The sequence below is a fragment of the Polynucleobacter sp. AP-Capit-er-40B-B4 genome (assembly GCF_018882245.1).
Classification (GTDB): Bacteria; Pseudomonadota; Gammaproteobacteria; order Burkholderiales; family Burkholderiaceae; genus Polynucleobacter.
In genome coordinates this window covers 348,728-365,674 of sequence record NZ_JACVOV010000001.1, presented here as the reverse complement: position 1 = coordinate 365,674, position 16,947 = coordinate 348,728, and the positions used below count along the sequence as shown (strand labels likewise).

Below are 16,947 nucleotides of genomic sequence, written 5' to 3'. Positions count from 1 at the left end.
GGTTTTGCATGCGACTCATTCAAAAAGCACTCACTTTTGACGATGTGCTCCTCGTACCGGCCTATTCATCGGTACTCCCTCGAGATGCCAGCTTGGCAAGTAAGTTAACTCGAGAAATTTCACTCAATACACCATTGGTGTCCGCAGCTATGGATACCGTGACCGAAGGTCGCTTGGCAATTGCCATGGCCAGCGAAGGTGGTATTGGCATCATTCATAAAAACTTAAAGCCTGCCGAGCAAGCGCGTGAAGTAGCGAAAGTTAAGCGCTACGAATCTGGTGTGCTGCGTGATCCAATCACCATCAGTCCGGATGTCACTTTGCGTCAAGTGATTCAGCTTTCTCGTGAACATGGCTTCTCTGGTTTTCCAGTTCTCGTTGGTAAAGAGGTGGTTGGCATTATTACCAACCGCGATTTGCGTTTCGAAGAAGACTTGGATGCGCCAGTCAAAAGCAAAATGACTCCACGTGAGCGTTTGGTGACTGTAAAAGAAGGTTGCTCATTGGACGAAGCAAAACGTTTAATGAGTCAGCATCGCTTAGAGCGCGTATTGGTTGTTAACGACAAGTTTGAGTTACGCGGTCTCATTACTGTAAAAGATATTCTAAAAGCTACCGAGCATCCAAATGCTTGTAAGGACGGCGAAGGCAAGCTGCGCGTGGGTGCAGCGGTAGGTGTTGGTCCTGATAATGACGAGCGTATTGAGTTGTTGGTGCGCGCTGGTGTTGACGTCATCGTAGTAGATACTGCACACGGCCATAGCCAAGGTGTTTTAGATCGTGTGAAGTGGGTTAAGAAAAACTACCCTCATGTGCAAGTAATCGGCGGCAATATTGCTACTGGCGATGCTGCTAAAGCATTGGCCGATCATGGTGCGGATGGTGTGAAAGTGGGTATTGGCCCTGGCTCTATTTGTACAACTCGTATTGTTGCTGGTGTTGGTGTTCCACAAATCACAGCAATTGTGAATGTGGCGACTGCGCTCAAAGGTACTGGTATTCCACTGATTGCTGATGGTGGTGTGCGTTACTCCGGTGACGTTGCTAAAGCATTAGCAGCTGGCGCTAGTTCTGTAATGATGGGTGGCATGTTTGCTGGTACTGAAGAAGCTCCTGGAGAAGTGTTCTTGTATCAAGGGCGTTCTTATAAGAGTTATCGCGGCATGGGTTCTTTGGGCGCGATGGCAGATGGTTCTGCCGATCGTTACTTCCAAAGCGACATTGTTGCGAATGCCGAGAAGCTTGTGCCAGAGGGAATTGAAGGTCAAGTGCCATATAAGGGCAGCGTATTAGCAATCTTGCATCAGCTCACTGGTGGTATTCGTTCCTCCATGGGTTACCTCGGCTGCAAAACCATTGCTGAGCTCCATGAGAAAGCCAATTTTGTAGAAATCACTTCAGCTGGTGTGCGTGAGTCGCACGTTCATGATGTGAAGATCACTAAAGAAGCGCCAAATTACCATATTGATTAACAAATAAAAAAGCTGAAATAAAGGCCGTTCCTTTCGTGCACGACAAAATACTGATTCTCGACTTTGGTTCACAAGTAACTCAACTGATTGCTCGGCGTGTGCGCGATGGGCGTGTGTATTCAGAAATCCATCCTTACGATTGCGATCCTGAATTTATACGCAAGTTCATTCAAGAGCAGGGCGGCAAAGGGATCATCCTTTCTGGCGGACCTAGCTCTGTTACTGAAGACGGTAGTCCACGTGCGCCACAAATTGTTTTTGAGCTTGGTGTTCCTGTATTGGGTATTTGCTACGGCATGCAAACGATGGCCACTCAGTTGGGCGGAGCGGTTGCATCTGCTGAGTCTTTGGGTAAGGCTCGTGAGTTTGGTTACTCTGAAGTTCGTGCGCATGGCCACACTAATTTACTTAAAGGCATTCAGGATTTCTCCACTAGCGAAGGCCATGGCATTCTCAAAGTGTGGATGAGCCATGGAGATTCTGTTACTACATTGCCTCCATCATTCAAGTTGATGGCATCAACTGAGTCATGCCCTATTGCCGGCATGGCTGATGAAGAGCGTCGTTTCTATGCATTCCAGTTTCATCCTGAGGTAACTCACACCATCCAAGGCACAGCAATCATTGAGCGCTTTGTGCATGAGATTTGCAAATGCAAGCCTGATTGGGTAATGGGTGACTACATTGCTGAGGCGGTAGAAAATATTCGCAAACAAGTGGGCGATGAAGAAGTCATCCTTGGTCTGTCTGGCGGTGTTGACTCCAGTGTTGCTGCAGCCTTAATTCATCGAGCTATTGGTGATCAGTTGACATGTGTGTTTGTTGACCATGGCTTACTTCGTCTCAATGAAGGCGATATGGTGATGGAGATGTTTGCACGTAATTTGGGTGTGAAGGTTATTCGTGTCGACGCTAAAGAAACCTTCATGGGTGAATTGGCTGGCGTTGCCGACCCAGAAGCAAAGCGCAAAATTATTGGTAAGGAATTCGTTGAAATTTTCCAAACTGAATCTGGAAAAATTCAGAATGCAAAGTGGCTTGCTCAAGGAACTATTTATCCAGACGTGATTGAATCCGCTGGTAAGGGCAAGAAGGGCGCGCATACGATTAAGAGTCACCATAATGTTGGCGGCTTGCCTGAAGACATGCATCTCAAATTGCTCGAGCCATTGCGCGAGCTATTTAAGGATGAAGTGCGTGAACTTGGTGTTGCTTTAGGTTTGCCTCGTGAGATGGTGTATCGCCATCCTTTTCCTGGGCCTGGCCTTGGTGTCCGAATCTTGGGTGAAGTGAAGGCTGAGTTCGCTAGTCTTTTGCAGCGTGCCGATGCTATCTTTATCGAAGAATTACGCAATACGATCGACGAAGCAAGTCAGAAATCTTGGTATGACCTGACTAGCCAAGCATTTGCTGTCTTCTTGCCGGTGAAGTCTGTTGGTGTGATGGGTGATGGCAGAACATATGAATATGTTGTTGCTCTCCGTGCGGTGCAAACCCAAGACTTTATGACTGCGCACTGGGCTCATTTGCCACATGAATTGCTTGGTAAAGTTTCTAATCGCATCATTAATGAAGTGCGTGGCATCAATCGGGTTGTATACGATATCAGTGGAAAACCACCAGCAACGATTGAGTGGGAATAAGGGGCGGGCTAAATCAGCCTGCTAATTCCTATGTTTGAGTTACGAGCATCAGCACTCGCAATCCTAGCAAGCTCTGATGCGCAGACTAAAGTAAGTCAGCTGCTTGAGTTGTTTGATGAATATCAGCGGCAACGAGTAACCCTTTATATTTCTCGCAAGATTGATTCTCAAGATCTCATTCTTCCTGGTCGTCCATTAAAGCCAGAACTCGTACTTCCTAAGCTAGTGCCCAAAAGAAGAATGGATACCCCTGAAGGTAGAGCAGGTTTATTGCACTCCTTAGCCCATATTGAATTTAATGCCATGAATCTTGCATTAGATGCTATCTGGCGCTTTCCTGATATGCCTCAGGAATACTATGAGGATTGGCTGAAGGTTGCTAAAGAAGAGGCTTATCACTTTAGTTTAGTAAATGAGCATCTGCATACGCTTGGCTTTACTTATGGCGATTTTCCGGCTCACAATAGTTTGTGGGAGATGGTTGAGAGAACAACGGATTCAGTCATCGCCAGAATGGCGCTTGTTCCCAGGACCATGGAAGCAAGAGGGTTGGATGCGGTGCCATCGATTCGAGATCGCTTTAAGCAAATCAAAGAGACTCGAGCTGTAGAGATTCTAGAGATCATTCTCAATGATGAAATCGGGCACGTGCTAATTGGTAATCGTTGGTTTAATTTTTTATGTTCTAAAGACAATCTATCCCCGATTACCGCTTATCGTGAATTAGCTGGAAAATATCGGGCACCTGTTCTGAAGGGTCCATTCAATATCGAGGCTCGTAAACAGGCGGGCTTTACATCTGAAGAGTTAAGTCTCCTTGGAGCATAGCCACATGAAGGTATTAAGCCTCATCCCTCCGATGACACAGCTCAATACCCCGTATCCCTCTACGGCTTATCTCACGGGATTTTTGCGATCGCGTGGTGTTGATGCTGTACAAGAGGATTTGGCTTTAGCTCTGGTACTCAGTTTTTTTACACCCGAAGGTTTATCAGAAATTCATGCCCAAGCTCTCAGCATGCCTGAAGAGAGTCGCAGTGCAAGCGTCAACTTTTTTCTAGATTACTTTCCCACTTATCAATCCACAATCTCGCCAGTAATTACTTTCTTGCAGGGGCGCGATAGCACCCTGAGTCATCGCATTAATAGCCGAACTTTTTTGCCTGAAGGACCGCGCTTTTCATCGCTTGATGCGTTTGATGAAGAAGAGGCTGGTGATTCCTTGTCTTGGGCCTTTGGTGCTCTGGGATCACAGGATCGAGCACGTCATTTGGCAACTCTTTATCTCAATGATCTTTCCGATGTTTTGCGTGATGCCGTAGACGAACGTTTTGAATTCGTGCGCTATGCAGAGTCACTGGCAAGCAGTCAGCCTACTTTCACACCCTTAGCGGATGCACTGCATGCCAAGCCAACCCTGATGGATATGCATTTGCATGCGCTTACCAACCAAGCAATTGAGCGTCATCAGCCGAGCCTAGTGCTTTTATCAGTCCCATTTCCTGGGGCAATGTATGCAGCGCTACGCATTGCCCAAGTTATTAAGAGTAAGTATCCACAAATCAAGATTGCTTTAGGCGGTGGTTATGTCAACACAGAGTTGCGCGAGCTCTCCGAAACCCGAATATTTGATTACGTTGATTTCATTACTTTGGATTCTGGGGAAAGGCCACTATTGGCCTTGCTAGATCATCTTGCTGGCAAGCGCTCTGTTGAGAGGTTGGTGCGCACTTTTATTCGCAATGCGAACAATCAAGTGCAATACCTCAATTGGCAGGAGCCAGATATACCTTTCGAAGAGGTTGGTACCGCCACCTGGGATGGATTGCCACTAGGTTCTTATTTATCGCTCCTAGATATGCTCAATCCCATGCATCGCTTATGGAGCGATGGACGCTGGAATAAGCTTACGGTTGCACATGGATGTTATTGGAAGAAATGTAGCTTCTGTGACGTATCGCTTGACTATATCTCTCGTTATGAAACTGCATCAGCGAGTTTGTTGGTGGATCGCATTGAGCAAATTATTGCCGAGACTGGGCAAACGGGCTTTCATTTTGTTGACGAAGCAGCGCCGCCAAAAATATTAAAGGCTTTGGCGGAGGAGCTTATTCGTCGACAAGTTGTGATTTCTTGGTGGGGTAATATTCGCTTTGAAAAAACCTTCACACCAGCATTGGCTGAACTTCTAGCTCAGAGTGGTTGTATTGCTATGTCAGGTGGTCTTGAGGTGGCTTCTGACCGTTTACTGAATCTGATGAAAAAAGGCGTATCAGTTGAGCAGGTGGCTCAAGTGACCAAGGGCTTTTCAGATGTAGGTATCTTGGTGCATGCATATCTGATGTATGGTTTCCCAACTCAAACTGTGCAAGAAACAGTGGATGCTTTGGAGTATGTAAGGCAGTTATTTGAGAGCGGCTGCATCCAAAGCGGCTTCTTTCACCGATTTATCTGCACAGTTCATTCTCCGGTAGGACTAAATCCACAAGAGTATGGAATCGAATTGGTACCCTTGCCTGAAATCACTTTTGCCAAGAATGATGTCTCCTTTATCGACCCGACTGGGGTGGATCACGACCTGTTGGGGCAGGGCTTGAGGAAAGCGCTTTATAACTATATGCATGGTGTGGGTTTTGATATCAAAGCACATTCTTGGTTTGATGGTTTGGGAATCGCTATTCCAAAGACAACGGTCCCCAAGAATTTCATAGAGAATGCCTTGTACCAATAGCTTGATCGCAGGATTCAGACTTAAAATAATTTCGTGAAGTAATCAGATTAATGCGGGAGCAGAAAATGAATTTATCGCGTCGTACTTTTATTGCATCAGCTGCCTTAGCCCCAGTCGCTTGCGGCGTACCTTTGGCCTACCAGAGAGGTACCCCTGTTGCTCAACCAAGACCTACTCCAAGTGTGAGAGCCCCTCAGGTTGGGCAGGAGTGGACATATGTCAAGCGCGATGTTTTCGATGGCAAGATCCGCGGAGTGATTACAGAAAGAGTCGCTAGTGTTGGCTCAACCATTGTGATAGAGCGCAGAGATGAGGATGGCAGTCAATTACCAAGTGAGATACAAGGGCCTTGGGGTGTAGTGCAATTAGATACATCATGGCCGCGCCTTATGAGCTTCAAGCCACCGATTCCCCTGTGGCCCGAAGAGTTGACATCAAGCTGGAGCAAGCAATTGAATACCAAATATAGCTTAGGCGGATACTCTGAAAACGCCTATGGGTGGCAAGAATATATGAGTGCACATGGTTGGGAGCAAATTACTGTTCCTGCCGGCACTTTTTTAACTTTACGTTATCAAAACCTGATTAACTTCGAGAGCAATGATGACAATAAAGTCAATTGCATTCGTAAGCAAACCATTTGGTTTGCCCCAAGCATTGGTCGCTGGGTAGCCAAAGAGTCATCCGGTTCGTACATGATTCAGGGGCAGTTAGGAATGCCCAATTTAGAGGATAGCTATCAATGGCAACTGACTTCATACAAGTAAATACTTTCCGCCGATTACTCTTTCTGGCTCTACCAGCTTTGCTATTGGGCTGCATTACTTCTCAGCCTGTTCCTAGAGGTCGAATTGAGGCGCAACCTGTGCCACCTCCTGCAGTAAGAGCGCCAAAGATTGGTCAAGAATGGGTCTATCAAGTTCGCAATGTTTTTAATCAAGAGATTGTGGATACCGTCACAGAAAGGGTGATATCGGTAGGTGATCAGATTCGAATTAGTCGCTCTGGAGTTAAGGCGGGACCACTGCCAGATGAAATTCAGTCGCCTTGGGGATATGTCATTCAAGATCCGCATTGGCAGCCTCCTCAAAAATTTACTAAAGCCATTCCCTTGTGGCCCGAGCAATTGCAGGTTGGCTGGAATAAGTTCTTTACCACCCAATATGAGGTCGTTGCTTATCCTGGGTCTACTTACTACTGGGGTCTTAGCATGACTGCAACCCAGTGGGAGCGCATTAAATCTCCTGCCGGTGAGTTTTTAGTATTACGAGTTCAAAACGAAATGCCGAATTTTGTCAGCAATGACCTCTTTAGGGTTGGCAATATTCGGAGTGAGGAGTTATGGTTCTCGCCAGAGATTGGTCGGTGGGTGGTTCGCAGGAGCTCCGGACGCTACATTACCTCTGGCGTATATTGGGCAAACGCCTACTGGGAGGATTTCCTGGAGTGGGAGTTAATCTCCTGGAAGTAAGCAAAGCGCTTAAAATAGGTGCATTGCTATGTATACCGTAAAAGAACTATTTCCCACCCTTCAAGGCGAAGGTGCCCATGCTGGTAGGGCGGCAGTATTTTGCCGCTTTGCTGGATGCAATCTATGGAGCGGTCGCGAAGAAGATCGCGCTACTGCCATTTGCCAATTCTGCGATACCGATTTTGTCGGCAGTGATGGTTTTGGTGGCGGCAAGTTTGATGCCGCTATTTCACTTGCGGATGCCATCGAGACTGCATGGCGCAGTACTTCTGCTGGACCTCAGCAACGTTATGTAGTTTTTACTGGTGGCGAACCACTTCTCCAGTTAGATGACGAATTAATCGCAGCGCTTCACCAAAAAGGTTTTGCAATTGCTATTGAAACCAATGGCACGATGAAAGTTCCCAAGGGAGTTGATTGGGTTTGTGTAAGCCCCAAAGCTGGTTCTGACTTAATTGTTCTGCAAGCAGACGAGCTAAAGCTAGTGATTCCACAACAAGATCATGCGGATTTAGAAAAGATCATGGCTCGTTTTGAGAAGATGGACTATCGCAATCGCTTCTTGCAGCCCATGGATGGATCGGACCTGAAAAGTAATACAGAATTGGCCGTCAGCTTATGTCAAAAACGTCCTTTATGGAGATTGAGTCTGCAGTCTCATAAACTGATCGGGATTCGGTAATCAAGCTAAGCGACAATATATTAAAAGAGCACTTAATGACAACTAAACAACCAGCCATCTCCATTACCCGCCGACTCGAGTTCGACTCTGGTCACCGTATTCCGAATCATGATGGACAGTGTCGCCATCTTCATGGGCATCGCTATGCAATAGAGGTGACGCTGACTGGTGAGGTGGCGGATCATCCTGGTAAAGCAGATGATGGAATGGTTTTGGATTTTGGCGATATCAAACGTTTAACCAATCAATACGTTGTTGAGTTGTGGGACCATGCATTTTTAGTGGCAAAAGAGGATGAGGGATTGGTTGCTTTCTTGGCGACATTACCTAACCATAAGACCGTCATCATGGAGCATGTGCCTACTGTAGAAAATCTTGCTAATGCAGCGTTTGCCATTTTGCAGCCTGTATTTAGTAAAGCTTTTGGTGGTCGCTTAGAGCTTTCATCCATTCGTCTTTACGAGACGCCCAATTGTTGGGCTGATATTCATTCTGCCTAAATGACCCAAGCTGAGCTTGACCAGCAATATATGCGCATGGCAATTGAGCAAGCTCAGTTGGCGGCGCAATCAGGTGAAGTTCCTGTAGGCGCTGTACTGGTCAAAGATGGCCAAGTTATTTCCAAAGCTTTTAATAAGCCAATTGCAAACCATGATCCTAGTGCACATGCTGAAATGCTGGCTCTAAGAGAGGCCGCTTTAGCCGAAGAAAATTACCGTATTCCAGACAGCACTCTCTATGTCACTCTTGAGCCATGTGCAATGTGTTCTGGAGCCATGCTTCATGCTAGGATTGGTCGTGTGGTCTATGGGGCGCCAGATCCTAAGACAGGCGCAGCAGGCAGTGTTTTAGATATTTTTGCCTCTAAGCAAATTAACCATCAGACTAGCGTGGAAGGTGGCATCATGAGTGAAGAGTGTGGTCAGTTGTTGCGCGATTTTTTTAAGGGACGACGTTGAAATCCATTCACCTGATTGCTCCGTCTGGAGCAAGCTTAGATAGCAAAAGTCCTCTAGCCGGCATCAATTGGTTAGAGGGTCAAGGCATTGCTGTAGAAAACACGGATTGTGTGAGTCGAGTTTATGAGCGCTTTGCAGGTAGTGACGAGGTGCGTCTTACGGAGATCAATCACTTATCCCAGTTAGATCCGCGTACCTTAGTGATGGCCATGCGAGGTGGTTATGGCCTCCATCGTTTGCTTTCGGGCATTGAATGGAATGCGATTGCAAAAGCGATTCAAAATGGTTTGCAAGTATGCGGTCATAGTGACTTCACGGTATTTCAGCTGGGTTTATTGGCGAAAACGGGTGCATTGACATTGGCTGGACCAATGCTCAATTATGACTTTGGGCGACTTGGCGATGATGGCGCTCCAGTAGTGCCGGATACATTCATGTGGCAGCATTTTCAAAATGCCACTGAAGGCCGCAAGTTGGAATGTGCAGTATCAGCTCCGCAAGCTTTCTTGGGTAAAGCCAAGACTAGCTCCCTCACAGGTCTGCTATGGGGTGGAAACTTAACTGTTGTAGCGGGTTTAGTTGGTACGCCTTACCTTCCCAGCAATAAGCAAACGCAAGGCGGCATCTTGTTCCTTGAAGATGTAAATGAGCATCCTTATCGGATTGAAAGAATGATGATGCAGCTTCTGGATGCGGGAGTACTCGCAAACCAGGGTGCCATTCTGTTGGGTGGATTCTCCGCTTACCGTCTATACGATAACGATAAAGGTTATTCGCTCGAGCGGGCTATAGAGGCGATTCGTAAACGTTTGCCAGAAGAGGTTCCAATTTTGACTGGTCTTCCGTTTGGGCATCAGGCAAATAAATTAACTTTGCCTGTAGGTGCTTCAGCAAATTTAAGCTTCAACTCAAATAGATTTCAGTTGAAATCCCAGTGGTAGCTATCAGAAATCTTTTGAGTCACCCTTTTTTAAAGGGTGCTTTCATTCTCATTGCATTTATATTTACAGGAGCAGTCATGGCAACCGAAGAGCCAAAATACACTGTTCTTGAAAAAGAATCTCCTTTTGAAATACGATCTTATGCACCAATGATTGTGGCCGAAGTTCAGGTTGAAGGGGATTTAGATGGGGCATCCAGCCAAGGCTTCCGTTTAATTGCTGCCTATATATTTGGCCAGAACCACGTGAGTGAAAAAATAGCGATGACCGCACCGGTGACGGTAGTTGATCAAACTATCAAGAGCTCAAAAATTGCTATGACCGCTCCCGTAGGGATTGAGTCAAATGCTGGTAAATGGGTTCTGTCGTTTGTGATGCCGGCTGAGTACACCATGGAAACGATACCTAAGCCACTGAATTCTCAGGTGCAATTGCGTCAAATTCCGGCAGTAAAAAAAGCTGTTATCAGCTTTAGCGGTTTTTATAACGACCAAAAAGTTGCCGAGAAAACTCTCGAGCTAGAGCAGTGGATGAATTCCAAGAATCTACAAAGCGTTGGTACTCCGAATTTTGCGCGTTACAACCCGCCTTGGACTTTGCCGTTTATGCGCCGTAACGAGGTCATGATTAACCTGCGTGACTAATTCTTCGCTTCAAAGCTTTTCAATAAAAACTGACCGCCACCATTAATGCCTAAAGCTTTCGTTAGGGTAGGTAAGGCTTGAGCCAAATGTTTTTCTAGGGTCCAGGGTGGATTAATAATAAACATGCCGCTGGACTGAAGACGACGTTCACCAGGTGCATTTTCAACGCGTAACTCTGTATGGAGCCAAGAGCGTTTATGAGTTGCCGCAATTTTTTTCAAGCGATCAGGCAGGGCGATAGATTCTCTTCTGGAAATAACGGGATACCAGATTGCATAGCAGCCTGTGGCAAAGCGTTGCAATGCCTCTTCCATAGCGGTCTCAAGATAGCGATAGTCTTGTTTGTCTTCATAAGAGGGGTCAATCAAAACCAAGCCTCGTCGGCTGGGAGGGGGGAGCAATCCTTTAAGTCTGGAAAAGCTATCTTCGGCATAAACATCAATCTGTTTTGATTGTTTCAGCTCACCAATATTATGGCGAAGAATATCAATCTCTTTGGGGTGCAGCTCAAATAACTTAAGACGATCTTGTGGGCGCAATAGGCGAGCCAGAATGAAGGGGGAGCCGGGGTAAGTTGTCAGTTGCCCATCAGCATTCTCTGCATTGATGAATTTCAAATACTCCAAAATACTTTCTGGAATTGGCGTATTCGCATGCTTGCAGGTTTCTACATATTGAGTGAGGCGAACAATTCCGCCATCCGCTTCTTTACTGACGGTAGAGAAACCATCTTGCAGGCTATAAATACCTGCCCCAGCATGGGTATCCACCAAGGTGAGAGCCCCAGGCTTCTCTTGTAGGTACTCGGCTAAATGAATGAGGGTGAGATGCTTGAGGATATCCGCATGACTGCCGGCATGAAACGCATGTCTGTAGCTAAACATATTAGGTTGCGCTCATTTTGGACGTGCTTGCGTAAATTGTGCTTTGCCATAAAGTACAAGCGTAATCACGATAATGGCGATCGAAGCGTATTGGAGTGGTTGATTTAATTCAAGATCCATTTTTTGGGTGAAGTGCGAGTAGGTTGCTACAACACCACCAAGCGCAATGAGATGAGCCCATATTTTTTTGGGTCCCAACTGACTCTCCGGAAAGTGATTAGCTAACCAAGCCCCAATCATGCCGCACCAAATACCAAAACCTGCTCCCCCTAAAACATCGGTTAGCCAATGTGCTCCAACAGCATTACGCGAGAGCCCTACTAATACAGCTACAACAAATAAAAGCAGGAGTGGCGCCCTTTTTTCTTTGGATGCTGAGAAATAGAAAGCGCTAGCAATAGCAAATGCTGTGAGGGTGTGACCAGAAGGAAAGGCTCTGTGAAGCAGTGCTTCGCCGATGCGATAAAAGCTTCCCTCAGTCAAAACCCCTGCGGGTCTTGGTAGATTAAATATACCTTTCAATACCGAGCTTGTTACAGCCGCTATAGCGCCAGCAAATAAACCTGCAGTGAGGATTCTTGGTGCTAACAATAAAAGCGGGAAAGCTAATGCAAAAACACCCCAGCCATTACCTAAGAAGGTAAGCCAAGCCCAAAGTGTGTCTGGTAGCTGCTGGGTAAATTGATTGATCAATAGAAAGCTACTGCTCTGAAGATCGCCAAAGTAGATGATGGCTGCAAGTGCGAGCGGGGCTAGCGGGATAAACCAAGCAAACCCAGGTATCGCATTTTTACTCATGCAGCTTAACGAGCCTTTGCCTGATCTGCATCTTGTAATTGCTTAATCACTTTATCTAGTACTTGTGGAACGGTGATGGCTTGCATGCAGACATTGTCATGACAAGGTGTTTTACGGTGATTAGCGGCGCTCACGCAAGGAGAGCAGGCCAAGTTAGCGGTGATGGCGATGGAATTGCCAACAGAACCATATAGGGCTGGAGTTTCAGGGCCAAAGAGAACAACAGTTCTTAATGGGGTTACCGCTGAAAAATGGCCAGGACCAGAATCGTTGGTCACCATCACATCGGATAGTGTGTAAAGGGGTGGTAATTCAGCAAAGCTGACCTGTCCTGCGAAGTTCAGAGCATTTTTAATATTTGCTACGGCACGAACTTTTTCTACGTAGACGAATTCAGCAGGTGATCCAGTAACGAGTATGAGGTCTTCTGGATATTTCTGATGAATGGCTTGAATCAACTCAGAAAAGCGCTGCTGTGCCCAACGACGCTGTGGCAGCAGATCGCTTGCGTTTGGGTTAATCAGAATGAGACGATTTTTGCCGGGCGCATAATGAATATTGGCTTCTTTGGCTAGCTTCTCAATGCGTTCACGAACTTTTTCTAAAGCGCTTGGATTAATGATGGCTTGCTCTAAGCGAACCTCTGAATCTGGAATTTCAATCTTGCTAAAAGGAACTTCAATCTTCTGTGCAAAGGCCGCATGAATCAGCGAAATAAAGTTCTTAGTAATGTGAATATGTGGGTTGTAATGAACCTTACGGGTCAACATGAAACCACGCCACAAGCCTTCGCCATGAAAGATGTGATAACCAACGCGACGGCGTGCGCCACACATGCCAGTTAGTAAAGCTGTGAAGCGTGAAAACAGCTCCAAATCAATGACGGTATCAATGCGATGTTTGCGGGCAAGCATCAGAAAGAGCAGAGTGTCTTTGATTAAGCCGCCCAAGCTTGATGAATCAATCGTAAAGATATTTTCTGGTTTAACAGTATTGAGCAAAGTGAGGCTGGCACGATTGCTTTTAAAGATGAGGAAAAATATCTCTGCTCCACGAGCCTGCGCATTGCGCATTGCTGGGTCTACCAAAATCGCGCTACCCATTTCTGAGAGTTCAATAAAGAGTAATTTTTTTGGAGTCTCTGGCCCGCGATTAAATACATTCTTAATACCATCAATCAAAGCAATAACAGGACTCACGATTGCACAAAGAGGTACGCCGACCCAATGATCAATGGCGCGCATAGTGTTGACGCTAATAGTCATAGTTTTGCTCTAAAAAATTATTTTCGTTTTAATAAAAAGTAGGCGCCAGGTAGAACTGACAGAACGGTAATTGCCCCATAGCTGATGGAGGCCAGAACTGTTAACGATGGATTCACACCCCACAGAGCTAAGACTGAAGAAAGGGTAGCTTCACGCAATCCCCAGCCAGAGATGCTGATCGGCAGCATGAGTAGAAGACTGAGAGCCGGTAGGCCAATCATGAGACCTTCAATAGGTGCATCTACTCCATAAGCCTTTAGACAACATAGCAAGGCCAATATGGTCAGGAAGTGGATGCCAATTGCTAAGCCAGCTTGCGCAATATTTTTGGGCCATGAAAATGCTAGCTGAATCCCAGGCATCGCATTATTCATATTGAAGCGATCCAGAAATTTTTGTAATAGCTGCTTGCTTGGCCCCCAAGCCAAGATAAGTGCAATGGCTATGCCTGCTAACAGCATTACCGCCATGACTGCATAGCCTAAGTCTTGTCCCCATGCTGCAAGAGTGGCTCCACCCAATATCAAGCCAATGGCGCCGAGTAAGTTATTGCCTGCTAAACCTAAAAGGCGATCGACTAAAACCATTGCAAAGCTTAGGCGTAATTTCGGTGTAGCGTGCTCAAGGTCTACTGAATGATGAAGCTCTTCATCTAACACTTTGGTTTCGGAGAGGTTGCCAGTGTTAGTGAGGTGGGTTGCAGTAATCGCACGATAGCTATCGCCACCTAATGTGCTGGGTAGACCTTGGTTAATGAGACCGCCAGCAAAGTAGAGGCCGATATAGGAGCGGATACGGCGCGGGAATCCTACTGCTTGCATGAATAATCCCCAGCGATAGCCACCACAAATAAAGGCGCACATCATGCTCGCTAGTGCGGCCAGAAACCACAGGGGTTGCATCTGAATATGGGTGTCAAACAGTGAGCGCCAGTCAATTCCGCTGGTAGCCTTCCATAGCAAAGCGATGGACAGAAGAACCCGAATGGTGGGCCAAGCTCGCTTGAGAATGGATTTCCACCCCGACTGGGTTTTGGGGGTGGGCTTAGCTTGTGAACTCATAAGCGTAAGGATAATGCCTTGGGCGCCTAAGGTCTTGAATTTGGGGGAATTACTCTGAAGTACCTGGCCCCCGCCAGTTGCTACAAAGGCTAAAGTCAAATTTGGACAAAATTCGACCAAATCGCTCAATTTCAAGGCTATCAAGGGGCTGACATGCCTCAAAGGCCGACTTATTGCCTACCGGCAGAGGGTAAGTCATGCCAGACCAGCTAATAAGAAGGATATTTGCGCCAACTGGGATCTCGCCGAACCAGAGGTCAAATTGATCTTGTCTCTGATCTAAGACAAATACCGGGGTAGGTGACGCATACCAAGCAGCGCGACTACCTAAGGTCCAGTTTTGAACAGCGATGCCATTTGCTTTGGTGGCTTTAGTAAGCTCCGCTGCTTTCTGACCGGCAATTTTCCATCCATATAAATCTGCAATTGGATTGGATTTAATCGAGGCTGTATTGATGCCTCCGGATAGGACATAAGCAAAGCCAATACAACACATTGCAATTTGGATGAAAAACAAAATACGAATCCAATGGCGATGTTGCATTGCCCATGCTTTTGCTAAACCCATTCCGGCAAAAGGAGCGAGACAGAACCATGCAGGTGAGGTCCAGTGAGGAAGGCCGCCTCCACCTGCCAAGCTGGTAAAAATTACAAAAGGAATAAAAAAGAATCCTAAAAGCGCAACTAGAGAAAGCTTTGCCCCGTGCATGCAGTCTTTTAAAAAAACAAAAGTGCCCAAAACAAAGAGGGGGCCAAAGACGAGAATTTGAATGCCAATGTACGCAGCCAGTCGGCGCCAAAGCCATTCGCCGCCGCCGCCATGGGCAAGCTGGTATTTAAATGAAATCCAGTCATTAACCCAATTCCAATAAAGCACGGGTGAGATGAGCAATAGGGCTGTCAATGCTGCCAGCCAGAAACCTACTTTAGTGAACCAAGATTTTCTGGGTGAACTGAGGAATACAAACAACAAAGCAAACGCTGTAAATGCGGCGGTGTATTTGCTAAGGCCTGCGAGACCCAGCAAGATGCCAGTCACAATCCAATCACCAATACTGAATCGATCTTTCCTTAGCCAACGAAGTGCCATTAGCATCAGTCCAAGGCTTAACGGTGCCAGCAGGGTGTCGGGCAATAAACCAATTGCTAGTACATGTAGCATCGGTGCGGCAGTAATGATTAAGACTGCCAACAGACCGCATAAATTTGCTGATGGTAGTGCGCTGGTGAGGTAGCCAGCATTACGTCCTTGAATTAGACGATGAAGCTCAATCGTGACTTGATAAACCAAATAACAAGAAACAATCCATAACAATTCTGGGATAAGGCGAATGACACCTTCAGAAGATGTCAGGGCAACCAAAGGCCACTGAATCCAGCCCACTAAAGGCGGGTGATCGAAATAGCTCCAAGCCAAGTGTTGGGCATACAAAGCATAGTGAGCCTCATCCACCGAGAACTCAATAGAAAAACCCAGGGCCAAATGCACCACCGCGGCAATAAAGACGCAGATTACGGCCCAGCTTGAGGGTGATTGATGGCGCATGAGATGATTTTAGACTCACATCGAGCAATCTTTGGGACAATTGAGGTATGTGGAAGCGAGCCCCTTTATTTTTAATTCTCAGTACGATCCTTTTTTTGGTCGGTTGCGCGGGTTTAAGTAGCGATTCGGTACAAAACGAAGCCGGTCAACCATTTAATGCGGATCAGCTGCCAGCTCAAGAGGAGTTGCCTAAATTCTCTGCTGAGACAGCCCGTAGCGGTATGCCAAATGGGTGGAATTTTTATCGCATCGCACCCTTTAAAAAGAATACGGTGTATCGCCTTGAGAGTTACCAAGGAAAAACTGTGCTGAGTGCAAATTCGAAAACCTCTGCATCTGGATTGGCGGTGAAGTTGCGTCCTCGTCAGGCATCAAACCTACTGCTGCAATGGGAATGGAAGGCGCTAAACCCAATCGTCAATGCTGACAATGCCGATGGATATGCTGACGATGCGCCGCTGCGTATTTTGGTTGCGTTTGATGGTAATAAATCCAAGCTACCCTTAAAAGAAAAAATGACTTTTGAGATGGCTAATCTGATTAGTGGTCAAGAGATGCCGTATGCCACGCTGATGTATATCTGGTCAGGAAAATCGCCTATCGATACCATCATTACAAATGCACATACTTCCCGTATCAAAATGATTGTGGTGGATTCTGGTTGGGACAATTTAGGGCAGTGGCATAAACACCAGCGTGATATAGCTGCTGACTATAAGCGTGCCTATGGCGAAGCGCCTGGTGAAGTCATTGGTATTGCCTTGCTGACAGATACGGACAACACGAAGTCAGAGACGCGAGCGTTTTATGGCGATATTGAATTGATACGCAAGAATGCAAAATAAGTAAG

Annotated in this window: 17 protein-coding genes; 12 read left to right on the top strand and 5 right to left on the bottom strand. The window is 46.4% G+C overall.

Translation table 11 applies throughout. The annotated features are described in order from the left end of the window. The first annotated feature begins 8 nt into the window (after nucleotides 1–8). From guaB to ICN19_RS01685, 11 genes are all read left to right on the top strand, one after another. Nucleotides 9–1,472, top strand: coding sequence for an IMP dehydrogenase (gene guaB, locus ICN19_RS01735; RefSeq protein WP_216245240.1), 1,464 nt, complete (start codon nucleotides 9–11; stop codon nucleotides 1,470–1,472). 35 nt (nucleotides 1,473–1,507) lie between these two features. Continuing rightward, entirely contained in the window at nucleotides 1,508–3,115 is a 1,608-nt protein-coding gene (gene guaA / locus ICN19_RS01730; RefSeq protein WP_068321816.1) for a glutamine-hydrolyzing GMP synthase, read from the top strand. 30 nt (nucleotides 3,116–3,145) lie between these two features. Beyond that, complete coding sequence (locus ICN19_RS01725; protein ID WP_216245238.1) at nucleotides 3,146–3,943, top strand: ferritin-like domain-containing protein; 798 nt, start codon at nucleotides 3,146–3,148, stop codon at nucleotides 3,941–3,943. 4 nt (nucleotides 3,944–3,947) lie between these two features. Further along, nucleotides 3,948–5,846: a radical SAM protein gene (locus ICN19_RS01720; protein WP_216245236.1), complete on the top strand. Its 1,899-nt coding sequence runs from the start codon at nucleotides 3,948–3,950 to the stop codon at nucleotides 5,844–5,846. A 65-nt stretch (nucleotides 5,847–5,911) separates the two neighbouring features. Then, nucleotides 5,912–6,613, top strand: a complete 702-nt coding sequence (locus tag ICN19_RS01715) for a hypothetical protein (RefSeq protein ID WP_216245234.1) — start codon at nucleotides 5,912–5,914, stop codon at nucleotides 6,611–6,613. After that, complete coding sequence (locus tag ICN19_RS01710) at nucleotides 6,589–7,317, top strand: hypothetical protein (RefSeq protein ID WP_216245232.1); 729 nt, start codon at nucleotides 6,589–6,591, stop codon at nucleotides 7,315–7,317. Before ICN19_RS01715 ends, ICN19_RS01710 begins: the two co-directional genes overlap by 25 nt. 28 nt (nucleotides 7,318–7,345) lie before the next feature. Next, complete coding sequence (queE, locus tag ICN19_RS01705; RefSeq protein ID WP_216245231.1) at nucleotides 7,346–7,999, top strand: 7-carboxy-7-deazaguanine synthase; 654 nt, start codon at nucleotides 7,346–7,348, stop codon at nucleotides 7,997–7,999. Between the two features lie 35 nt (nucleotides 8,000–8,034). Further along, nucleotides 8,035–8,499 carry a 6-carboxytetrahydropterin synthase QueD gene (queD, locus tag ICN19_RS01700; protein WP_216245228.1) on the top strand — a complete coding sequence of 155 codons (465 nt, stop codon included), beginning with the start codon at nucleotides 8,035–8,037 and terminating at the stop codon, nucleotides 8,497–8,499. Beyond that, entirely contained in the window at nucleotides 8,500–8,958 is a 459-nt protein-coding gene (gene tadA / locus ICN19_RS01695; protein WP_216245227.1) for a tRNA adenosine(34) deaminase TadA, read from the top strand. It abuts the gene before it with no gap. Beyond that, nucleotides 8,955–9,899, top strand: coding sequence for an LD-carboxypeptidase (locus ICN19_RS01690; RefSeq protein ID WP_216245224.1), 945 nt, complete (start codon nucleotides 8,955–8,957; stop codon nucleotides 9,897–9,899). Before tadA ends, ICN19_RS01690 begins: the two co-directional genes overlap by 4 nt. 77 nt (nucleotides 9,900–9,976) lie before the next feature. Beyond that, entirely contained in the window at nucleotides 9,977–10,543 is a 567-nt protein-coding gene (locus ICN19_RS01685) for a heme-binding protein (protein ID WP_216245222.1), read from the top strand. Here the strand turns inward: ICN19_RS01685 and ICN19_RS01680 are convergent. Genes ICN19_RS01680 through ICN19_RS01660 form a run of 5 tightly spaced genes read right to left on the bottom strand, consistent with a single transcriptional unit; the run spans nucleotide 10,540 to nucleotide 16,097 of the window. Further along, entirely contained in the window at nucleotides 10,540–11,427 is an 888-nt protein-coding gene (locus ICN19_RS01680; RefSeq protein WP_216245220.1) for a 23S rRNA (adenine(2030)-N(6))-methyltransferase RlmJ, read from the bottom strand. The two genes, ICN19_RS01685 and ICN19_RS01680, sit on opposite strands and share 4 nt — an antisense overlap. 12 nt (nucleotides 11,428–11,439) lie before the next feature. Next, nucleotides 11,440–12,225, bottom strand: a complete 786-nt coding sequence (locus ICN19_RS01675; RefSeq protein WP_216245218.1) for a phosphatase PAP2 family protein — start codon at nucleotides 12,223–12,225, stop codon at nucleotides 11,440–11,442. A gap of 5 nt (nucleotides 12,226–12,230) precedes the next feature. Continuing rightward, a complete protein-coding gene (locus ICN19_RS01670; RefSeq protein ID WP_216245217.1) occupies nucleotides 12,231–13,490 on the bottom strand; it encodes a glycosyltransferase family 9 protein in 1,260 nt (419 codons plus the stop codon). Between the two features lie 17 nt (nucleotides 13,491–13,507). After that, entirely contained in the window at nucleotides 13,508–14,551 is a 1,044-nt protein-coding gene (locus ICN19_RS01665) for a lysylphosphatidylglycerol synthase transmembrane domain-containing protein (RefSeq protein ID WP_216245216.1), read from the bottom strand. Nucleotides 14,552–14,600: 49 nt separating this feature from the next. After that, a complete protein-coding gene (locus tag ICN19_RS01660; RefSeq protein ID WP_216245214.1) occupies nucleotides 14,601–16,097 on the bottom strand; it encodes a glycosyltransferase family 39 protein in 1,497 nt (498 codons plus the stop codon). Between the two features lie 47 nt (nucleotides 16,098–16,144). Here ICN19_RS01660 and ICN19_RS01655 point away from each other — a divergent pair, with 47 nt between their 5' ends. Then, nucleotides 16,145–16,942: a DUF3047 domain-containing protein gene (locus ICN19_RS01655; RefSeq protein ID WP_216245212.1), complete on the top strand. Its 798-nt coding sequence runs from the start codon at nucleotides 16,145–16,147 to the stop codon at nucleotides 16,940–16,942. Nucleotides 16,943–16,947: the final 5 nt, after the last annotated feature.

Bases quoted from the DNA above. Each gene is read 5' to 3' on its own strand.
- ICN19_RS01720 (WP_216245236.1), top strand. From the start codon at position 3,948: ATGAAGGTATTAAGCCTCATCCCTCCGATGACACAGCTCAATACCCCG.
- ICN19_RS01710 (WP_216245232.1), top strand. From the start codon at position 6,589: ATGGCAACTGACTTCATACAAGTAAATACTTTCCGCCGATTACTCTTT.
- ICN19_RS01715 (WP_216245234.1), top strand. From the start codon at position 5,912: ATGAATTTATCGCGTCGTACTTTTATTGCATCAGCTGCCTTAGCCCCA.
- queD (WP_216245228.1), top strand. From the start codon at position 8,035: ATGACAACTAAACAACCAGCCATCTCCATTACCCGCCGACTCGAGTTC.
- queE (WP_216245231.1), top strand. From the start codon at position 7,346: ATGTATACCGTAAAAGAACTATTTCCCACCCTTCAAGGCGAAGGTGCC.
- ICN19_RS01665 (WP_216245216.1), bottom strand. From the start codon at position 14,551: ATGAGTTCACAAGCTAAGCCCACCCCCAAAACCCAGTCGGGGTGGAAA.
- ICN19_RS01680 (WP_216245220.1), bottom strand. From the start codon at position 11,427: ATGTTTAGCTACAGACATGCGTTTCATGCCGGCAGTCATGCGGATATC.
- ICN19_RS01670 (WP_216245217.1), bottom strand. From the start codon at position 13,490: ATGACTATTAGCGTCAACACTATGCGCGCCATTGATCATTGGGTCGGC.
- ICN19_RS01655 (WP_216245212.1), top strand. From the start codon at position 16,145: ATGTGGAAGCGAGCCCCTTTATTTTTAATTCTCAGTACGATCCTTTTT.
- ICN19_RS01725 (WP_216245238.1), top strand. From the start codon at position 3,146: ATGTTTGAGTTACGAGCATCAGCACTCGCAATCCTAGCAAGCTCTGAT.
- ICN19_RS01660 (WP_216245214.1), bottom strand. From the start codon at position 16,097: ATGCGCCATCAATCACCCTCAAGCTGGGCCGTAATCTGCGTCTTTATT.
- guaB (WP_216245240.1), top strand. From the start codon at position 9: ATGCGACTCATTCAAAAAGCACTCACTTTTGACGATGTGCTCCTCGTA.
- ICN19_RS01685 (WP_216245222.1), top strand. From the start codon at position 9,977: ATGGCAACCGAAGAGCCAAAATACACTGTTCTTGAAAAAGAATCTCCT.
- ICN19_RS01675 (WP_216245218.1), bottom strand. From the start codon at position 12,225: ATGAGTAAAAATGCGATACCTGGGTTTGCTTGGTTTATCCCGCTAGCC.
- tadA (WP_216245227.1), top strand. From the start codon at position 8,500: ATGACCCAAGCTGAGCTTGACCAGCAATATATGCGCATGGCAATTGAG.